General features: G+C 70.2%; 14 protein-coding genes and 1 pseudogene. 5 read left to right on the forward strand and 10 right to left on the reverse strand.

Going from position 1 to position 17,719, the window contains the following annotated elements:
- Positions 1–42: 42 nt before the first annotated feature.
- The gene (gene gabT, locus ACZ7M3_RS29635; RefSeq protein WP_355302619.1) at positions 43–1,377 is read left to right on the forward strand and encodes a 4-aminobutyrate--2-oxoglutarate transaminase; all 1,335 of its coding nucleotides are present in this window, start codon (positions 43–45) and stop codon (positions 1,375–1,377) included.
- Between the two features lie 200 nt (positions 1,378–1,577).
- Positions 1,578–2,405, forward strand: coding sequence for a phosphatase PAP2 family protein (locus ACZ7M3_RS29640; RefSeq protein WP_472067026.1), 828 nt, complete (start codon positions 1,578–1,580; stop codon positions 2,403–2,405).
- Here the strand turns inward: ACZ7M3_RS29640 and ACZ7M3_RS29645 are convergent.
- The 8 genes from ACZ7M3_RS29645 to ACZ7M3_RS29680 form a co-directional block, all read right to left on the reverse strand.
- Positions 2,393–4,201, reverse strand: a complete 1,809-nt coding sequence (locus ACZ7M3_RS29645; RefSeq protein WP_472067028.1) for a chitinase — start codon at positions 4,199–4,201, stop codon at positions 2,393–2,395. The two genes, ACZ7M3_RS29640 and ACZ7M3_RS29645, sit on opposite strands and share 13 nt — an antisense overlap.
- A 124-nt stretch (positions 4,202–4,325) precedes the next feature.
- On the reverse strand, positions 4,326–4,778 hold the full coding sequence (locus ACZ7M3_RS29650) for a bifunctional DNA primase/polymerase (protein ID WP_472067030.1): 453 nt from the start codon (positions 4,776–4,778) through the stop codon (positions 4,326–4,328).
- 176 nt (positions 4,779–4,954) lie between these two features.
- Positions 4,955–6,373, reverse strand: coding sequence for an NAD(P)/FAD-dependent oxidoreductase (locus ACZ7M3_RS29655; protein WP_472067032.1), 1,419 nt, complete (start codon positions 6,371–6,373; stop codon positions 4,955–4,957).
- 72 nt (positions 6,374–6,445) lie between these two features.
- On the reverse strand, positions 6,446–7,246 hold the full coding sequence (locus tag ACZ7M3_RS29660; RefSeq protein WP_472067034.1) for an ABC transporter permease: 801 nt from the start codon (positions 7,244–7,246) through the stop codon (positions 6,446–6,448).
- Positions 7,247–8,170, reverse strand: a complete 924-nt coding sequence (locus ACZ7M3_RS29665) for an ABC transporter permease (protein WP_472067036.1) — start codon at positions 8,168–8,170, stop codon at positions 7,247–7,249.
- Positions 8,170–9,321 (reverse strand): ABC transporter ATP-binding protein, encoded by a 1,152-nt coding sequence (locus tag ACZ7M3_RS29670; protein WP_351304471.1) that lies wholly within the window; start codon positions 9,319–9,321, stop codon positions 8,170–8,172. The genes ACZ7M3_RS29665 and ACZ7M3_RS29670 overlap by 1 nt, the downstream gene beginning before the upstream one ends.
- 163 nt (positions 9,322–9,484) lie before the next feature.
- Positions 9,485–10,732 (reverse strand): polyamine ABC transporter substrate-binding protein, encoded by a 1,248-nt coding sequence (locus ACZ7M3_RS29675; RefSeq protein ID WP_452977304.1) that lies wholly within the window; start codon positions 10,730–10,732, stop codon positions 9,485–9,487.
- Between the two features lie 100 nt (positions 10,733–10,832).
- Positions 10,833–12,356 (reverse strand): gamma-aminobutyraldehyde dehydrogenase, encoded by a 1,524-nt coding sequence (locus ACZ7M3_RS29680; protein WP_450432300.1) that lies wholly within the window; start codon positions 12,354–12,356, stop codon positions 10,833–10,835.
- A gap of 178 nt (positions 12,357–12,534) precedes the next feature.
- Here ACZ7M3_RS29680 and ACZ7M3_RS29685 point away from each other — a divergent pair, with 178 nt between their 5' ends.
- Positions 12,535–13,134 (forward strand): NADAR family protein, encoded by a 600-nt coding sequence (locus ACZ7M3_RS29685; RefSeq protein ID WP_472067039.1) that lies wholly within the window; start codon positions 12,535–12,537, stop codon positions 13,132–13,134.
- A gap of 24 nt (positions 13,135–13,158) precedes the next feature.
- Here the strand turns inward: ACZ7M3_RS29685 and ACZ7M3_RS29690 are convergent, their stop codons facing one another.
- Positions 13,159–14,031, reverse strand: coding sequence for a DUF4190 domain-containing protein (locus ACZ7M3_RS29690; protein ID WP_472067041.1), 873 nt, complete (start codon positions 14,029–14,031; stop codon positions 13,159–13,161).
- An 87-nt stretch (positions 14,032–14,118) separates the two neighbouring features.
- Here ACZ7M3_RS29690 and ACZ7M3_RS29695 point away from each other — a divergent pair.
- Both ACZ7M3_RS29695 and ACZ7M3_RS29700 read left to right on the forward strand, forming a co-directional pair.
- Positions 14,119–15,248, forward strand: a pseudogene (locus tag ACZ7M3_RS29695) (adenosine deaminase).
- 20 nt (positions 15,249–15,268) lie between these two features.
- Positions 15,269–15,952 (forward strand): glycerophosphodiester phosphodiesterase, encoded by a 684-nt coding sequence (locus ACZ7M3_RS29700; RefSeq protein WP_472067043.1) that lies wholly within the window; start codon positions 15,269–15,271, stop codon positions 15,950–15,952.
- Positions 15,953–15,974: 22 nt separating this feature from the next.
- Here ACZ7M3_RS29700 and ACZ7M3_RS29705 read toward each other — a convergent pair whose 3' ends face one another.
- Entirely contained in the window at positions 15,975–17,696 is a 1,722-nt protein-coding gene (locus ACZ7M3_RS29705; RefSeq protein ID WP_472067045.1) for an RNA polymerase sigma factor, read from the reverse strand.
- Between the last annotated feature and the right edge of the window lie 23 nt (positions 17,697–17,719).

The raw sequence follows: 17,719 nt of genomic DNA on the forward strand, positions 1-17,719 counted from the left end.
CGCGGGGACCGTCCGGTTCGCAAGATCATCAGGGAGCCCCTCATGACCGCACTTCCGCAGGAGCGCCGCGTCGTCACCGCCATCCCCGGCCCGAAGTCGCAGGAGCTGCAGGCCCGCCGTACCGCCGCGGTCGCGGCCGGCGTGGGCTCGGTGCTCCCGATCTTCACCACGCGCGCCGGCGGCGGCATCATCGAGGACGTCGACGGCAACCGTCTGATCGACTTCGGCTCCGGCATCGCCGTGACCTCCGTCGGCGCGAGCGCCGAGGCCGTCGTACGCCGCGCCTCCGCGCAGCTCCAGGACTTCACCCACACCTGTTTCATGGTCACGCCGTACGAGGGCTACGTCGCCGTCGCCGAGGCGCTGGCCGAGCTGACCCCGGGTGACCACGCCAAGAAGTCGGCCCTGTTCAACTCGGGCGCCGAGGCCGTCGAGAACGCCGTCAAGATCGCCCGCGCGTACACCAAGCGCCAGGCCGTCGTCGTCTTCGACCACGGCTACCACGGCCGTACGAACCTCACGATGGCGCTGACCGCCAAGAACATGCCGTACAAGCACGGCTTCGGCCCGTTCGCGCCCGAGGTCTACCGGGTGCCGGTGGCGTACGGCTACCGCTGGCTGACCGGCCCGGAGAACGCCGGCGTCGAGGCCTCCGCCCAGGCGATCGACATGATCAACAAGCAGATCGGCGCCGACAACGTCGCCGCGATCATCATCGAGCCGGTGCTCGGCGAGGGCGGCTTCATCGAGCCCGCGAAGGGCTTCCTGCCCGCCATCAGCAAGTTCGCCAAGGACAACGGCATCGTCTTCGTCGCGGACGAGATCCAGTCGGGCTTCTGCCGCACCGGCCAGTGGTTCGCGTGCGAGGACGAGGGCATCGTCCCGGACCTGATCACCACCGCCAAGGGCATCGCGGGCGGTCTGCCGCTCGCCGCCGTGACCGGCCGCGCCGAGATCATGGACGCCGCGCACGCGGGCGGCCTGGGCGGCACCTACGGCGGCAACCCGGTGGCCTGCGCGGGCGCGCTCGGCGCGATCGAGACGATGAAGGAGCTCGACCTCAACGCCAAGGCCAAGAACATCGAGGCGATCATGAAGACGCGCCTCGGCGCGATGGCCGAGAAGTTCGACGTCATCGGCGACGTCCGTGGCCGTGGCGGCATGATCGCCATCGAGCTGGTCAAGGACCGCGCCACCAAGGAGCCGAACCCCGAGGCGACCGCCGCGCTGGCCAAGGCCTGCCACCAGGAGGGCCTGCTGGTCCTGACCTGTGGCACTTACGGCAACGTCCTCCGCTTCCTGCCGCCGCTGGTCATCGGCGAGGACCTGCTGACCGAGGGCCTCGACATCATCGAGCAGGCCTTCGCCCGTATCTGACGCCCCACCCGCCCCAGCCCCGGACCCAGGACGGCCGCCCCGAGCGGATTCCGCTTGGTTCCGGGGCTGCGGTGACCGGGGTCGGAGCGTGTGAAGAACGTGTGCGAGGTGCATGACGGGACGCGATTCCGTCTGTCGGAGCCGGATCCCCTGCCGTAGGTTCTACCCAGATGAGAGATACACCCCGCCCACAGGGGACTGTGGGTGACACCGGGTCGAGGCCTCCCCAGCTTCGCCCTGGTCGTGCCCTCGCGCACACACCCGGAGCTTCCGGCTCCGGATCTCCTCACCGATCGGACAGTCGCTCGCCCCAAACCCCCCGGGGCGCGCGACGACCCGATCTGGACGGCCGCCTCGGAACTACCCCCCCTGTTCCGGGGCGGCCGACCTTCCTCCTCGGACGTCGCGGCCTCTTCGGACCTCTCGGCTTCCTCGGGCTTCCGGCCCTCCTCCTCGCGCTGATCACCTGGCAGGTCGCGGCCCACGGCCCCCTCGCCCGCGCGGACGAACGCCTCAGTGCCCGTCTCGTCCACCCCGACCGCGTCTCCGAACTGCTGGCCGACCTGGGCAATGTCTCCGTCGCGGTGCCGGTCCTGGCCGTCGTGCTCGGGTACGTGGCGTGGCGGGCCCGCGAGGCCGGGCGGGCGCGCTGGTGGCTGCCGTCCCTCGCGACGGCGGCCTTGATGGCGGTCGTACCGGCATTGATCGTGCCTTTGAAAGAACTGGTCGCCCGACCGGCCCCACCGGTGATGGGCCCGGGCACGGGTTTCTATCCCTCGGGCCACACCGCCACCGCCGTCATCGCGTACGGCGGTGCGGCCCTGGTGCTGATTCCGTGGCTGCGGGCCACCGGGGCCCGCCGCGCCCTGCTCGTCGGCTGTCTCGCCCTCAACCTGGGTGTCGCCTTCGGCCTGATCCGGCGGGGCTACCACTGGCCGCTGGACGTGGCGGCCAGTTGGTGCCTCTGCGCGGTGCTGTTGCTCTCGCTCCGGCTCCTTCTCGGCCGCAGCAGCCGTCAGCCGAAATAGCCGTCGAAGGTCCGCTGGAACTCCCAGCTCCCGTAGCGGTCCCAGTTGATCGACCACGTCATCAGGCCGCGCAGCCCCGGCCAGGTGCCGTGGGTCGTGTACGAGCCGCAGTTGGTCTTCCTGGTCAGGCAGTCCAGGGTCTTGGTGACCTCGGACGGCGCCACGTAACCGTTGCCCGCGTTCGTCGACGCCGGCATGCCGATCGCCACCTGGTCGGGGCGCAGCGGCGGGAAGACGTTGTTCGCATCGCCCGCGACCGGGAAGCCGGTCAGCAGCATGTCCGTCATCGCGATGTGGAAGTCCGCGCCGCCCATGGAGTGGTACTGGTTGTCGAGGCCCATGATCGAGCCGGAGTTGTAGTCCTGGACGTGCAGCAGGGTCAGGTCGTCGCGCAGGGCGTAGATGACGGGGAGATAGGAGCCGGCCCGCGGGTCCTGGCCGCCCCACTTGCCCATGCCGTAGTACTGGTAGCCGAGTTGGACGAAGAAGGTCTCCGGGGCCATCGTCAGGACGAACGTGGAGCCGTACTTGGCCTTCAGGGTCTTCAGGGCCGAGATCAGGTTCACGATCACCGGCGTGGTCGGGCTCTTGAAGTTCGTGTCGGCGGCGTCGAGCGAGAGCGAGTGGCCCTCGAAGTCGATGTCCAGGCCGTCCAGGCCGTAGGTGTCGATGATCTTCGAGACGGAGGAGACGAAGGTGTCGCGGGCGGCCGTCGTCGTCAGCTGAACCTGGCCGTTCTGGCCGCCGATCGAGATCAGCACCTTCTTGCCCGCGGCCTGCTTGGCCTTGATCGCGGCCTTGAAGTCGGCGTCGCTCTCGACCGTCGGGCACTCGGTGACGGGGCAGCGGGTGAAACGGATGTCGCCGGAGGTGGTGGCGGTCGGTTCACCGAAGGCCAGGTCGATGATGTCCCAGCTGTCGGGGACGTCGGACATGCGGGTGTAGCCGGAGCCGTTGGCGAAGCTCGCGTGGAGGTATCCGACGAGGGCGTGCCCGGTGGAGCCTCCCGAGCCCGTGGACGTCGTCGCCGTGACCGTCGCCGACTTCGCCGACTCCCCCGCGTCGTTCACCGCCGCGACCTGGAAGGCGTACGCCGTCGAGGGCGCGAGGCCGCTCACGGTGGTCGAGGTGCCGGTGGCCGTCTGGACCTTCACCCCGTCGCGGTAGACGGCGTAGCCCGTCGCGCCGGTGACCGGTGACCAGGACAGGGCGACGGTCGAGGACGTGACCGTGCCGGCGGCCAGGCCGGTGGGCACGGCCGGGGGCTGTCCCGGGTCGGCGCCCGGACCGACGAGGGAGACGTCGTCGGCGTAGTACGCGCCGGTGCCGTACCAGCCGTGGGTGTAGAGGGTGACCTTGGTGGTGGACGGGCCGGTGCGGAAAGCGGTGGTGAGCTGCTGCCAGTCGGGTGCGGACTGGGTCCAGGTGGAGACGTCGGTGGTGCCGGTGCCGCTCGCGCCGAGGTAGACATAGCTGCCCCGGACGTATCCGGCGAGGGTGTACTGGGAGTCGGGCTTGACGGTCACCGTCTGGGAGCACTGCGCGTAGTCGCTGCCGGCCGGGGTCGCCCGCAACGCCGAACTGCCACTGCGTACCGGTGAGTTGACGACGGCGCCGGCCGTACAGGTCCAGGCGTCGAGGCCCGCCTCGAATCCGCCGTTCCTGACCAGGTCCGCGTCGGCCGCGCGGGCGGCCGACGAGAGTGCGGCGAGGCCGGGTACGGCCAGAACGGTGGCCGTGCACACGGCGAGCAGCCTTCGACGCGTGGACGGTCTGGTGCGTTCGGTGCGATCCACAACTGCCTCCGGGCATGGGGGGATTCAGGAGGGTGGAGCGCGCCCAACTTGGTCCAGACCAATCTTGTTGTCAAGACCTTTGGCCGTGACCGGGGTCCGATACCGCGGTCCGTCCCCGTGGCGGCTATCGACCCTCGTATCCGGCCCTGCCCGCCACCGCCTCGTGCATGGCCAGTTCCAGCAGCGCCGGATCGGTGAGCGTGCCGGTGCCGTCCGGCGGGATCAGCCAGCGGACCCCGCCGGCGTTTCGTCTCGGGTACGGCACCACGATCCACGTACCGCGCCCCGCCGTGCGCACCCCCGTGCCGAGCCAGCGCGCCGCGGTGCCGGGCGGCACGAAGAAGCCCATCCGGGCGTCGCCGAAGTCGACGAGCACCGGGCCGAGTCGGTCGATCACGCGGGTCAGCACGTCGAGCGTGGGATAGCCGAGCTCACCCGGCAGGATCAGTACGTCCCAGAGCCTGCCGGCCGGCAGCAGCGCGACCCCCAGCGGATTGCGCTCCCATTCCCCGCGGCAGGCCTCGGGATCCGGCGCCACGGATGCCAGCCACTCGACCGCCGTCTTGTCCCCCGTCATGGCGGAACCCCCCTCTTCGCCTCGTGTCGACGCTGGTCGCGTCACAGAGGGGAGGGGGGTTCGGGCCGGGCATTACGCGGGATCCGCCACTTGTTGGTGGTGAGCCGGATCACAGTGGATGAGCGGGGCGTACGCCTGTGGATCAGCCACGGCGGCGCACGCCCCGCCGGCGCGGCTCAGCTGTCGAAGCCCAGCCCCAGCTTGTCCATCGTCTTCAACCAGAGATTGCGCCGCCCGCCGCGCGCGTCCGCCCGCGCCAGCGACCACTTGGTGAGCGCGATGCCGGTCCAGGCGAAGGGCTCGGGCGGGAACGGCAGGGGCTTCTTGCGGACCATCTCCAGCTCCGTGCGCTCGGTGCGCTCCCCCGCCAGCAGGTCGAGCATCACGTCCGCGCCGAACCGGGTCGCGCCCACACCCAGGCCCGTGTACCCGGCCGCGTACGCGACCTTTCCGTGGTGCGCCGTGCCGAAGAAGGCCGAGAAGCGCGAGCAGGTGTCGATCGCGCCGCCCCAGGCGTGGGTGAAGCGGACGCCCTCCAGCTGCGGGAAGCAGGTGAAGAAGTGCCCGGCGAGCTTCGCGTACGTCTCCGGGCGGTCGTCGTACTCGGCGCGCACCCGGCCGCCGTACGGGTAGATCGCGTCGTAACCGCCCCACAGGACGCGGTTGTCGGCGGAGAGCCGGAAGTAGTGGAACTGGTTCGCCGAGTCCCCGAGGCCCTGCCGGTTCTTCCAGCCGACGGAGGCCAGCTGATCGGCGGTCAGGGGTTCGGTCATCAGCGCGTAGTCGTAGACCGGGACGGTGTACGCGCGCACCCGCTTGACCAGGTTCGGGAAGATGTTGGTGGCAAGCGCCACCTTGCGGGCACGGACGGAACCGTACGGGGTGCGTACGGCCATGCCGGCGCCGTACGCCTTCAGGGCGAGCGCGGGCGTGTGTTCGTACACCCGCACCCCGAGCCGCAGGCAGGCCCGCTTGAGTCCCCAGGCGAGTTTGGCGGGATGGAGCATGGCGACGCCGCGGCGGTCGTGCAGGCCCGCGAGGAAGGTCGGCGAGTCGACCTGTTCGCGGACCGCGTCGGCGTCCAGGAACTCGATGCCGTCCGCCAGGCCCCGCTCCCGCAGTTCCTCGTGCCACTCGCGGAGTTCGGCCGCCTGGTGCGGCTCGGTGGCGACGTCGATCTCGCCGGAGCGCTCGAAGTCGCAGTCGAGGGAGTAGCGGGCGACGGCCGCCTCGATCTCGTCGAGGTTGCGGGCGCCCAGCTCCTCCAGCTTCCCGATCTCGTCCGGCCAGCGGGTGAGTCCGTTGGCCAGGCCGTGGGTCAGGGACGCGGCGCAGAAGCCGCCGTTGCGGCCCGAGGCGGCCCAGCCCACCTCGCGGCCCTCCAGGAGCACCACCTCACGCTGCGGGTCGCGCTCCTTGGCGATCAGCGCGGTCCACAGTCCGCTGTAGCCACCGCCGACGACGAGCAGATCGCAGGTCTCGGCGCCGGTGAGGGCGGGCTCGGGGTGGGGCTTGCCGGGGTCGTCCAGCCAGTACGGAACCGGCTGGGCTTCGGAAAGAGACGTGGTCCAACGGGTCATGGCGCTTGGGGCCATGATTTCAACTCCCTACAGCTGAATCACCCACCGAAATTTCTCTGTGGGATATGCCTTCCGCGATGCCTTTTACTACGCCTTTTGCTTGTTGCGGCGATTGCTGATGACCATTCCGGCCAGGACGAACAGTACGGCGACGATGAACATGGCCGTACCCATGACATTGATCTGAACGGGTGTTCCGCGCTGCGCCGAACCCCACACGAACATGGGGAAGGTGACGGTCGAACCCGCGTTGAAATTGGTGATGATGAAGTCGTCGAAGGAGAGCGCGAAGGCGAGCAGCGCGCCCGCCGCGATGCCGGGGGCCGCGATGGGCAGGGTGACGCGCAGGAACGTCTGCACCGGACCGGCGTAGAGGTCCTGAGCCGCCTGCTCCAGACGCGGGTCCATCGACATCACCCGCGCCTTGACGGCCGTCACGACGAAGCTGAGGCAGAACATGATGTGGGCGATCAGGATCGTCCAGAAACCCAACTGAGCACCCAGGTTGAGGAACAGGGTGAGCAGCGAGGCGGCCATGACGACCTCGGGCATCGCCATCGGCAGGAAGATCAGCGAGTTCACCGCGCCGCGCGCCCGGAAGCGGTAGCGGACGAGGGCGAAGGCGATCATCGTGCCGAGAATCGTGGCACCGATCGTCGCCCAGACGGCGATCTGGAGGCTGATCGAGAGTGAGCCGCACATGTCGGCGACCCCGCACGGATCGCGCCAGGCGTCGAGGGAGAACTGCTGCCACTCGTAGTTGAAGCGCCCCTTCGGTTTGTTGAAGGAGAACACCGTGACGACGACATTGGGCAGCAGCAGATATCCCAGCGTCAGCAGTCCCCCGATGACGACGAGATTCCGCTTGAACCAGCGTACGAAGGCCATTTAGACCAGATCCTCCGTCCCGGACTTGCGGATGTAGAGGGTGACCATGATGAGGATCGCGGCCATGAGGATGAACGAGAGCGCGGCGGCCGTCGGATAGTCGAGGATCCGCAGGAACTGTGTCTGGATGACGTTGCCGACCATCCGGGTGTCGGTGGAGCCGAGCAGGTCGGCGTTCACGTAGTCACCGCTGGCCGGGATGAAGGTCAGCAGCGTGCCGGAGACCACGCCGGGCATCGACAGCGGGAAGGTGACCTTGCGGAAGGTCGTGAACGGCTTCGCGTACAGGTCGCCCGCCGCCTCGTGGAGACGTCCGTCGATGCGCTCCAGCGAGGTGTAGAGCGGCAGGATCATGAAGGGCAGGAAGTTGTACGTGAGGCCGCAGACCACCGCCAGTGGTGTGGCCAGGACGCGGTCGCCGGAGGTGAAGCCGAGCCAGTTGGTGACGTCCAGGACGTGCAGGGTGTTGAGGGCGCCGACGACCGGACCGCCGTCCGCGAGGATCGTCTTCCAGGCGAGCGTGCGGATCAGGAAGCTCGTGAAGAACGGCGCGATGACCAGGATCAGCACGACATTGCGCCAGCGGCCCGCGCGGAAGGCGATCAGATACGCCAGCGGGTAACCGAGCACCAGGCACAGGATCGTCGCGGCGCCCGCGTACAGCACCGAGCGCAGGAACTGGGGCCAGTAGTCGGCCAGCGCGTTCCAGTACGTCTGGAAGTGCCAGGTGACCTTGAAGCCCTCCTCCAGGGAGCCCGTCTGCACGGACGTGGAGGCCTGGTAGACCATCGGCAGCGCGAAGAAGATCAGCAGCCAGAGGATGCCGGGCAGGAGCAGCCAGTACGGGACGAGGCGGCCGCGCTTCTTGGGCGGCTTCTTGTCGGGCTGCGGCGCGAGGAGTGGCGCCTCGGTGACGCTGGCCATCAGGCGGCTTCCTCCTCGACCGTTTCCACGCCGGCGTCGATGTCCTGCGCCGCGTCGAGGCCGAAGGTGTGCGCCGGGCTCCAGTGCAGGACCACTTCGGCGCCGGGGGTGAGCCGGGCGTCGCGGTCGATGTTCTGGGAGTAGACCTCGAACTCGGGGCAGACGGCGCTGTCGATGACGTACTGCGTGGAGACGCCGATGAAGCTGGAGTCGGCGATCCTGCCGGTGATCCGGTTGCGCCCGTCCGGTATCTCGCCCGCGTCGTCGACGTGCGTGAGCGATATCTTCTCGGGACGGACACCGACCAGGACCTTGCCGCCGGTCGTCGTGGGCGCCGAACATCGCGCCTGCGGCAGCACCAGCCTGCCGCCGCCCGCCGCCAGGACGATGTCGTCGCCGTCCTTGCCGTCGACGGCGGCCTCGATGAGGTTCGAGGTGCCGAGGAAGTTGGCGACGAACGTGGTCTGCGGGTTCTCGTAGAGGTCGGCGGGGGCGCCGAGTTGCTCGACGCGGCCCGCGTTCATCACGGCGACCGTGTCGGCCATCGTCATGGCCTCCTCCTGGTCGTGCGTGACGTGCACGAAGGTGATGCCGACCTCGGTCTGGATGCGCTTGAGCTCCAACTGCATCTGACGGCGCAGCTTGAGGTCGAGGGCGCCGAGCGGCTCGTCGAGGAGCAGCACCTTGGGGTGGTTGATCAGGGCGCGGGCCACGGCGACGCGCTGCTGCTGACCACCCGAGAGCTGGTGCGGCTTCTTGCGGGCCTGCTCGCCGAGCTGGACGAGCTCCAGCATGTCCTCGACCTGCTTCTTCACCGACTTGATGCCGCGCCGGCGCAGACCGAAGGCGACGTTCTCGAAGATGTCGAGGTGCGGGAAGAGGGCGTAGGACTGGAAGACGGTGTTCACCGGCCGCTTGTACGGGGGCAGGTGGGTCACTTCCTGGTCGCCGAGGAAGACGGTGCCGGAGGAAGGTTCCTCCAGTCCCGCGATCATCCGCAGGGTGGTGGTCTTGCCGCAGCCCGACGCCCCGAGAAGGGCGAAGAAGGAGCCTTCGGGGACGGTCAGGTCGAGCGGGTGGACGGCCGTGAAGGAGCCGTACGTCTTGCTGATCCCGGAGAGGCGGACGTCGCCGCCGTTGTCTGTCGTCATGGTGTGGTCCCTGGATGTCGGGGTCGTAGGGGTGTCCGGGGCGGACTGCGGTCGCTGCGCCGGTCGGGGCCGCGCGGCGGAGCCGGCGCAGGTCTCCTCGGGCCCCGGGCAACCGCCCGGGCGGCCCGGCCGGACCACCGCCACCGCTCAGCCGCCGGAGGCGTCACGCCCCGGTGAGCTTGGCGAACTTCTCTTCGTAGGCCGTCTCTTCCTTCTGCGTCAGGGAGCGGAAGGCGTGGGACTTCGCGGCCATGGCCTTGTCGGGGATGATCAGCGGGTTGTCCGCCGCCGACTTGTCGATCTTCGCAAGCTCGTCCTTGACCCCGTCGACGGGACAGACGTAGTTGATGTACGCGGCGAGCTGTGCGGCCGGACCGGGCTCGTAGTAGTAGTCCATGAGCCGTTCGGCGTTCGTCTTGTGACGGGCCTTGTTGGGGACCAGCATGTTGTCCGTGGACGTCAGATAGCCGCTGTCCGGGATGATGAAGTCCACGTCCGGGCTGTCCGCCTTGAGCTGGACGACGTCGCCCGCCCAGGCGACACAGGCCGCGAGGTCGCCCTTGGTGAGGTCGGACGTGTAGTCGTTGCCGGTGAAGCGGCGTATCTGGCCCTTGTCGACGGCCTTCTGGAGGCGGGCGATCGCCGCGTCGAAGTCGTCGTCGGTGAACTTCTCGGGGTCCTTGCCCATGTCGAGCAGCGTCATGCCCATGCTGTCGCGCATCTCCGAGAGGAAGCCGACGCGCCCCTTGAGCTTGGGATTGTCGAGCAGGTCGGAGACCGACTTCACCTCGATGCCGTTCAACGCCTTCTTGTTGAAGGCGATGACGGTCGAGATGCCCTGCCAGGGGTAGGAGTAGGCGCGTCCCGGGTCCCAGTCGGGGCTGCGGAACTGGGCGGACAGGTTGGCGTACGCGTGCGGCAGGTTGGAGGCGTTGAGCTTCTGCACCCAGCCGAAGCGGATCAGCCGGGCGGCCAGCCAGTCGGTGACCACGATCAGGTCGCGCCCGGTGTCCTGGCCCGCGGCAAGCTGCGGCTTGATCTTGCCGAAGAACTCGACGTTGTCGTTGATGTCCTCGGTGTACTTGACCGAGACGCCGGTGCGCTTGGTGAACGCGTCGAGCGTCGGGTGGTGCTTCCCGCTGTCGTCGACGTCCATGTACTCGGTCCAGTTGGAGAAGTTGATCGTCTTCTCCTTGGCCGAGTGGTCCTCGGCGGAGACGCCGCCCTGGGTCTTGCCCGCGGCCGGGATCCCGCAGGCGCTCAGCGCGCCGAGCCCGCCGACGGCGAGCGCGCCGCCCGCGGAGGCGCGCAGCAGCGAGCGGCGGCTGAGCGCGGCCCTGCCATTCCTGAAACTGCGCCGCATGGCGGCCACTTGGGCCGGGGAGAGGCGGTCGGGCTCGTACTGCTCCATGCTCGTGATGCCCTTTCGGAAGGGTCGCGGCCGTGGTCTGGCGGCCTGGTCTGCCACTCGGCGATAGTCGGAAGCCGACGCGGGGCCGACTCCGGATCGACTAGGGCCGGTCCCCGAAGATCGTGCGGTGCCAGTCCTTCCTGGCGACTGCGGTGTTGTCGAACATGACGTGCTTGATCTGGGTGTACTCCTCGAACGAGTACGCCGACATGTCCTTGCCGAAGCCGGACGCCTTGTAGCCGCCGTGCGGCATCTCGCTGATGATCGGAATGTGGTCGTTGACCCACACGCAGCCCGCCTTGATCTCGCGGGTCGCGCGGTTGGCCCGGTACACGTCCCGGCTCCACGCGGAGGCGGCGAGACCGTACGGAGTGTCGTTGGCGAGCCGGATTCCCTCGTCGTCGCTGTCGAAGGGGAGCACCACCAGGACGGGACCGAAGATCTCGGACTGCACGATCTCGCTGTCCTGAGGAGCGTCGGCGACGAGCGTGGGCCGGTAGTAGGCGCCCTCCTTGAGCTCTTCGGGGATCTCTCCGCCGGTCACCACGCGCGCGTAGCCGCGGGCCCGGTCGACGAATCCGGCCACGCGGTCGCGCTGGGCGTGCGAGATCAGCGGGCCGAGGTCGGTGCCGGACGCGAACGGGTCGCCGAGGCGGACGCTCGCCATCAGGGCGGCCGTCCTGGACACGAACTCTTCGTAGAGGGGCCTTTGTACGTACGCGCGCGTGGCGGCCGTGCAGTCCTGTCCGCTGTTGATGAGCGAGCCCGCGACCGCGCCGTTCACTGCGGCGTCCAGGTCCGCGTCGTCGAAGACCACGAAGGGGGCCTTGCCGCCCAGCTCCAGATGGAGCCGCTTGACGGTCGAGGTGGCGATCTCGGCGACGCGCTTGCCGACCGCGGTGGACCCGGTGAAGGAGGTCATCGCCACGTCGGGGTGGCCGACGAGGTGCTCGCCGGCGTCCCGGCCGGCCCCGGTCACGATGTTGATCACGCCGTCCGGGATGCCCGCCGCGGTGGCGGCCTCGGCGAACAGGAGCGAGGTCAGCGGGGTCAGCTCGGCGGGCTTCAGCACGATCGTGTTGCCCGCGGCGATCGCCGGGAGGATCTTCCAGGCGGCCATCTGGAGGGGGTAGTTCCAGGGCGCGATGGAGCCGACGACGCCGATGGGCTCACGGCGTACGTACGAGGTGTGGTCGCCGGAGTACTCGCCCGCGGACTGCCCTTGCAGATGCCGGGCCGCGCCCGCGAAGAAGGCGATGTTGTCGATGGTGCCGGGCACGTCGAACTCGCGGGTCAGCTTGAGGGGCTTTCCGCACTGGAGCGACTCCGCCCGGGCGAACTCCTCGGCGCGGTCGGCGAGTACGGCGGCGAAGCGGTGCAGGGCGTCGGAGCGCTCGCCGGGGGTGGCGCCCGCCCAGCCGGGGAACGCCTCACGGGCGGCGGCGACGGCCGCGTCCACGTCGACGGTGCTCGCCAGCTCGTACGTGTAGACCTCCTCGCCGGTGGCGGGGTCGACGACCGCGTGCGTACGGCCCGAGGTGCCCTTGGTCAGCCGGCCCGCGATGTACTGCGCGCCGTCCGCGAAGCGGTCCTGCGCCTGGAAGCGATGGCCCGGATTGTGCATGTCGCTCTCCTCCGCCGTTCTCCCCGCTGCCGCAGGGGCGGGCGTAGCTCCAGCCCGATTTGAGTGCCGATCCTGACAGAGCTAAGGGACTCCAACAAGTGATTCCGTTGTTGCCTTTTGGTTACGCGACGGAATCTGTCGACCAGGTGTCGAGTCCCCATGGAAAAGGCGGGACGGAATGTCAGTGGTGCGTGCCACAGTGGCGTGCATGGCGAAGATCGATTCTTGGGAAGCGCTGGTCAGCGCGGTCCGCTCGGGGGCGAGGGTCAAGTACCTGCACTTCTGGGGGCACCGCCCGCGACCGGACGGCCAGGTGAGTGCGAGCTGCCTGAGCCAGTGGTGGCCGTCACCGTTCGTGGTGGACGGTGTCACTTACGCGACGGCCGAGCACTGGATGATGGCGGGCAAGGCACGGCTCTTCGGTGACGCGGAAGCGCGGCGGCGCGCGATCGAGGCGTCCAGCCCCGCGCTCGCCAAGAAGGTGGGACGGCTCGTGCGCGGCTTCGACGAGGCGACCTGGGAGCGCGAGCGCTTCGGGATCGTCGTCGAGGGCAGCGTGCACAAGTTCGCCGCCCATCCCGAGCTGCGCGCGTTCCTGCTGGGCACGGGCACGCGGGTGCTGGTCGAGGCCAGCCCCATGGACCGGGTCTGGGGCATAGGACTCGCGGCGGACGACGAGCGGGCGGCGGATCCCGAGCGATGGCGGGGGCCGAACCTGCTGGGATTCGCCTTGATGGAAGCGCGGGAACGGCTCCTGGGGGACGACTGGTTCAGGTAGTTCAGGCGCGGGAGCGGTCGGGATCTAGTGCCGCGGCACGACGAGTGAAGTGGAGTAGCCGTCGTCTCCGCTGAACGGGTCGCTGTCGCCGCCGTCGTCCGGGAGGAAGAAGAAGACCACGATCATCGCGATGCCGAGCGCGATGCCGACCGCTCCGCAGATGATCCCGGCCAGCGCCTGACCGGGGTTGTTCGCCTCGCCGCGGCGCGCCCTGCGTCGCCCCAGCACGCCGAAGATCACCGCGAGGATCCCCAGGATGATCGCGATCGGCCACAGACAGAACACGACGGCCGAGATGATGCCGAGCACCAGCCCGGCGGTGCCCATGCCGTTGCTCGGCGCCGGGGGCATCATCGGCCAGCCGTAGCCGGGGGCGCCCGGGTAGCCGGGGCCCGGCGTGGGGTAGGCCGGGTAGCCGTATCCGTAGCCGTACGGGACCTGGCCGGGGCCCTCGGGAGCGATGGGCGGCGGGGGAACCGGCTCTCCGGAGGCGGGCCGGGGGTGCGGCGAGGGTGCGGCGGCGGGAGACGCGAAGGGGTTGTCCCAGGACTGGGGCGGGGACTGGGGGTGGGGCTGGGGGTGGCCGGGGGTGCCCGTTCCGGGGAGGGCGACGACCGTCGGCTGGTTGTGCACCGAGGGGGGTGTGGGGGCACCGGGCGCGTGGGAGGGTGCCTGGTCCGTGGGCGGGGCCCAGGGGTTCGGCTCGGGTCGCGGTCCGGCGGCGTTGTCCGGGGCGCCGCCGGGCGGGGAACCCGGCTGGGGGTGCCCGCCGGGTATCGCGTCCTCGGAACCGACGGCCAACGGCACGTCGATCTGCGTCGGCGGCGGAGCCGGCTGGTCCGGGGATGCCCACGGGGTCGCGGCGGCGTCCTGTGGCGCCTGCGCGTCGTCGGACATGCGTGAGGTCCCCTCCTCTGTCGTACCTGCCGTCATGCTACGGCCCGGGGCTTCACCCCGTGAGCGGCGGCCTACGATGATCCCCGAATCACCGATCAGCCGATCACCCGCGTCGCCCGACCACGGTCCGGGGGCGCCGTTCCGGGGAGGAATCCTTGACCGACCAGCTCAGCACCCGCGAGGGCATCCGCGACCTGCACGCCTTCATCGCCGGACTGCCCAAGGCCGAACTGCACGTGCACCACGTCGGATCCGCCTCCCCCCGCATCGTCTCCACCCTCGCCGCCCGCCACCCCGACTCCCAGGTGCCCACGGACCCCGAGGCCCTCGCGGACTACTTCACGTTCACCGATTTCGCCCACTTCATCCAGGTGTACCTGTCCGTCGTCGACCTGATCCGCACCCCCGAGGACGTACGGCTGCTGACGTACGAGGTCGCCCGGGACATGGCCCGGCAGCAGGTCCGTTACGCCGAGCTGACCATCACCCCGTGGTCCTCCACCCGCCGCGGCATCGACGAGCGCGCCTTCATGGACGCCATCGAGGACGCCCGCAAGGCGGCGGAGGCCGAGTTCGGGGTCGTCCTGCGCTGGTGCTTCGACATTCCCGGCGAGGCGGGGCTCGAGGCGGCCGAGGAGACCCTGCGGCTCGCGACCGACGACCGGCTGCGGCCGGAGGGTCTGGTCTCCTTCGGACTCGGCGGGCCCGAAATCGGCGTACCGCGGCCGCAGTTCAAGCCGTACTTCGACCAGGCGATCGCGGCCGGACTGCACTCGGTGCCGCACGCGGGTGAGACGACCGGGCCGGAGACCGTCTGGGACGCGCTGAACGAGCTGAGCGCCGAGCGCATCGGGCACGGCACCAGCTCCGCGCAGGACCCGAAGCTGCTCGCCCACCTCGCCGAAAACCGCATCGCGCTGGAGGTCTGCCCGACCTCCAACATCGCCACCCGCGCGGTCCGCACCCTCGACGAGCACCCCATAAGGGAGTTCACCCGGGCCGGGGTCCTCGTCACGATCAACTCCGACGACCCGCCGATGTTCGGCACCGACCTCAACAACGAGTACGCGGTCGCCGCCCGTCTCCTCGACCTCGACGAACTCGGCCTCGCCGGGCTCGCCAAGAACGCGGTGGAGGCGTCCTTCCTCGACCCGGCAGGCAAGACACGCCTCGCCGAGGAGATCGACACCTACGCCTCGGCGTGGCTCACGCCCTGAGCGACCAGCACAATGGGCCCATGCGCACCGTGACTGCCGTGGCCCACCGCGGCGACCCCTATCGCGTCCGCGAGAACACCATCGACTCGCTGCGTTCCGCGCTCCAACTGGGCGCGGACGCGGTCGAGATCGACGTACGGCTGACCCGCGACAAGGTGCCCGTGCTGCTGCACGACGAGACACTGAAACGGCTGTGGGAGCTGGAGCGGCCGCTCAGTTCGCTCTCCTCGGACGAGGTGCGCGGGCTCACGGGCGGCGGGGTGCCTACGCTCACGGAGGCCCTCAAGGCGACCAAGGACAGCCGGATCATGGTCGATCTGCCGGGAGAGCCCGACGGCGCGGCCGTACGCCGGATCGTCGAGGTCATCCATGCGTGCGGGGCCCAGGACCGGGTGTACTACTGCGCGGGCGCCCCGGCCATGCTGGCGGTGCGCGCCGCCGACCCCGCCGCCGAGATCGCGCTGACCTGGACGAGCCTCGCACCACCGCGCCCGGCCGTCCTCGAAGCCGTACGGCCGCGCTGGCTCAACTACCGCTTCAGCCTGGTCGACCGCGCCCTCACGGCCCACGTCCACCGGGGCGGCCGGCTGCTCTCCGTCTGGACTCCCGACACCCGCCGTTCCATGCGCCGGCTACTGGACATGGGAGTGGATTCGATCACCACGAACCGCATCGACGCGCTGTGCGCGCTGCGCAAGGCCTGAGGGGGAAACGCGGGCGGCCCGGTCAGGAGGTGACCTGCGAGCGCCTGCTCACCGTCGCCGGGTCGGCGGGGGTCGAGCGGGTCAGGTACTGCGGCACCGGGGCGGTGTCCTCGCCGTTGTCGCGGACGAGGCCGTAGCGGATCACGCCCTGGGCGGGACCGGTGCGGACGTCCTCGGTCACCTTGTCCCAGGTCGAGGTCTGGACGAAGAGGTTGTAGTCGGCGGGGCCCTCGTTCTGGTGGAGGGTGACGGTGCCGTCGATCCAGAAGTACTCGTTCTGCCACATCTGTTGGGTGGCGGAGGGCAGGACGGCGTAGCCCACGGACGGGCCGCCCATCCAGGTCGTGCCGTCCGTCGAGCCCGACTGCACGTCGTCCATGCGGTGGCCGCCGCCCGAGGCGACGTGGAAGAGCCTGCCGCTCAGCCCGGTCCAGGTCGGCATGAGCAGGGCGCCGGTGCGTTGCTGGGGCAGGACCTGCCAGCGGACCCGGAAGTAGCCCTGCCCGCTGAAGGTGACCGTCTCCCCACGGTGGGTGAGGCCGGTGGCGGGCGCCCCGGTGGCGGTGACGCCCTTCTCGGAGCGCCGGGGCAGCGCCGCCGGGAGCGCGCTCGCGGCGGGTGCGCTGTCGACGGCGTCGACGACGGTGCCGTACAGCTGGACACGGGTCTTCGAGGGCGAGGGCGAGGGCGAGGGCGACGCTGACGGGGAGGCCGAGGGGGACGGTGAGGGGGTCGCGGAGGCGGACGACTCTCCCGTACGTCCCGACGGTGGGCGTGCGGTGCTCGCCGCCGTGGGCGCGGCGAGGGCCGGGGGCGGGTCGTCGGGCGCCCGGGTGACGACGTACAGGCCGCCCGCCGCGAGGGTGGCGCCGGCCGTGACGGCGACGGCGGGCTTGGTGAGCAGGCCGAGGACCTTGGCGGACCAGCCGACGGAGGTGGCGGCGACCGCCGTCTTGCCGCCGAGCGCGAGCGACAGCGTGAAGCCGACCGGCAGTGGGACGAGAGCGATCCCGACGAGGAGGCGCTCGGCCGGTACGACGGCCTCGCGGGCGCCCGAACAGTACGCGCAGCCCCGGATGTGCCGGGCCAGCCGCTTGCGCCACACCGAGTCGGGCCGCCCGTCCCAGCGGGCGGTCACCAACCGCAGGTCCGCGCAGGGGGAGTTGCCCGCGCCCGGGTGGTGGCCGTCGAGCGCCCGCACGATGTCCCGCGCGATCTCCAGCCGTTGCTTCATCCGCTGCACCCGCACCGCCGCGTGCTGCCTGCTGATCCCCACCGCCGCCGCCAGCTCGCGCCGGGTGAGTTCGCCCGCGACCTCCAGCCACCACAACGAAAGCAACTGGCGGTCCTCGTCGTCGAGCCAGCGCACCGCCTCCGCGACCTCTCGCCGCTGCCCCTCCAACTGGAGCCGCAGCACGGTCAGTTCGGCGAAGTCGGCGGCCTGTTCACCGGCGCCGTCGGCCAGCGGCTCGGCCGTCCGGCGGCGCGAGCGCTCCCGTATCTGCCGCATCGTGATGGCGACCAGCCAGGACCGGAAGCTGTCCGGGTCGCGCAGCGAGCCGAGGTTGTCGACGGCGCGCAGCATGGTCTCCTGCACGACGTCGTCGACGTCCGCGTGACCGTTCAGGGCGCGGCCGACGATGTTGTAGACGAGCGGGAGCCAGCCCGCGACGAGTTCGTCGAGGGCGCGCCGGTCGCCGGCCTGCGCGGCCCCGATGATGGAGCGCCACTGCCGCCCGTCCACGTACGTCCCTCCGATGCCACGGT

Source organism: Streptomyces sp. NPDC111656 (genome assembly GCF_055656965.1).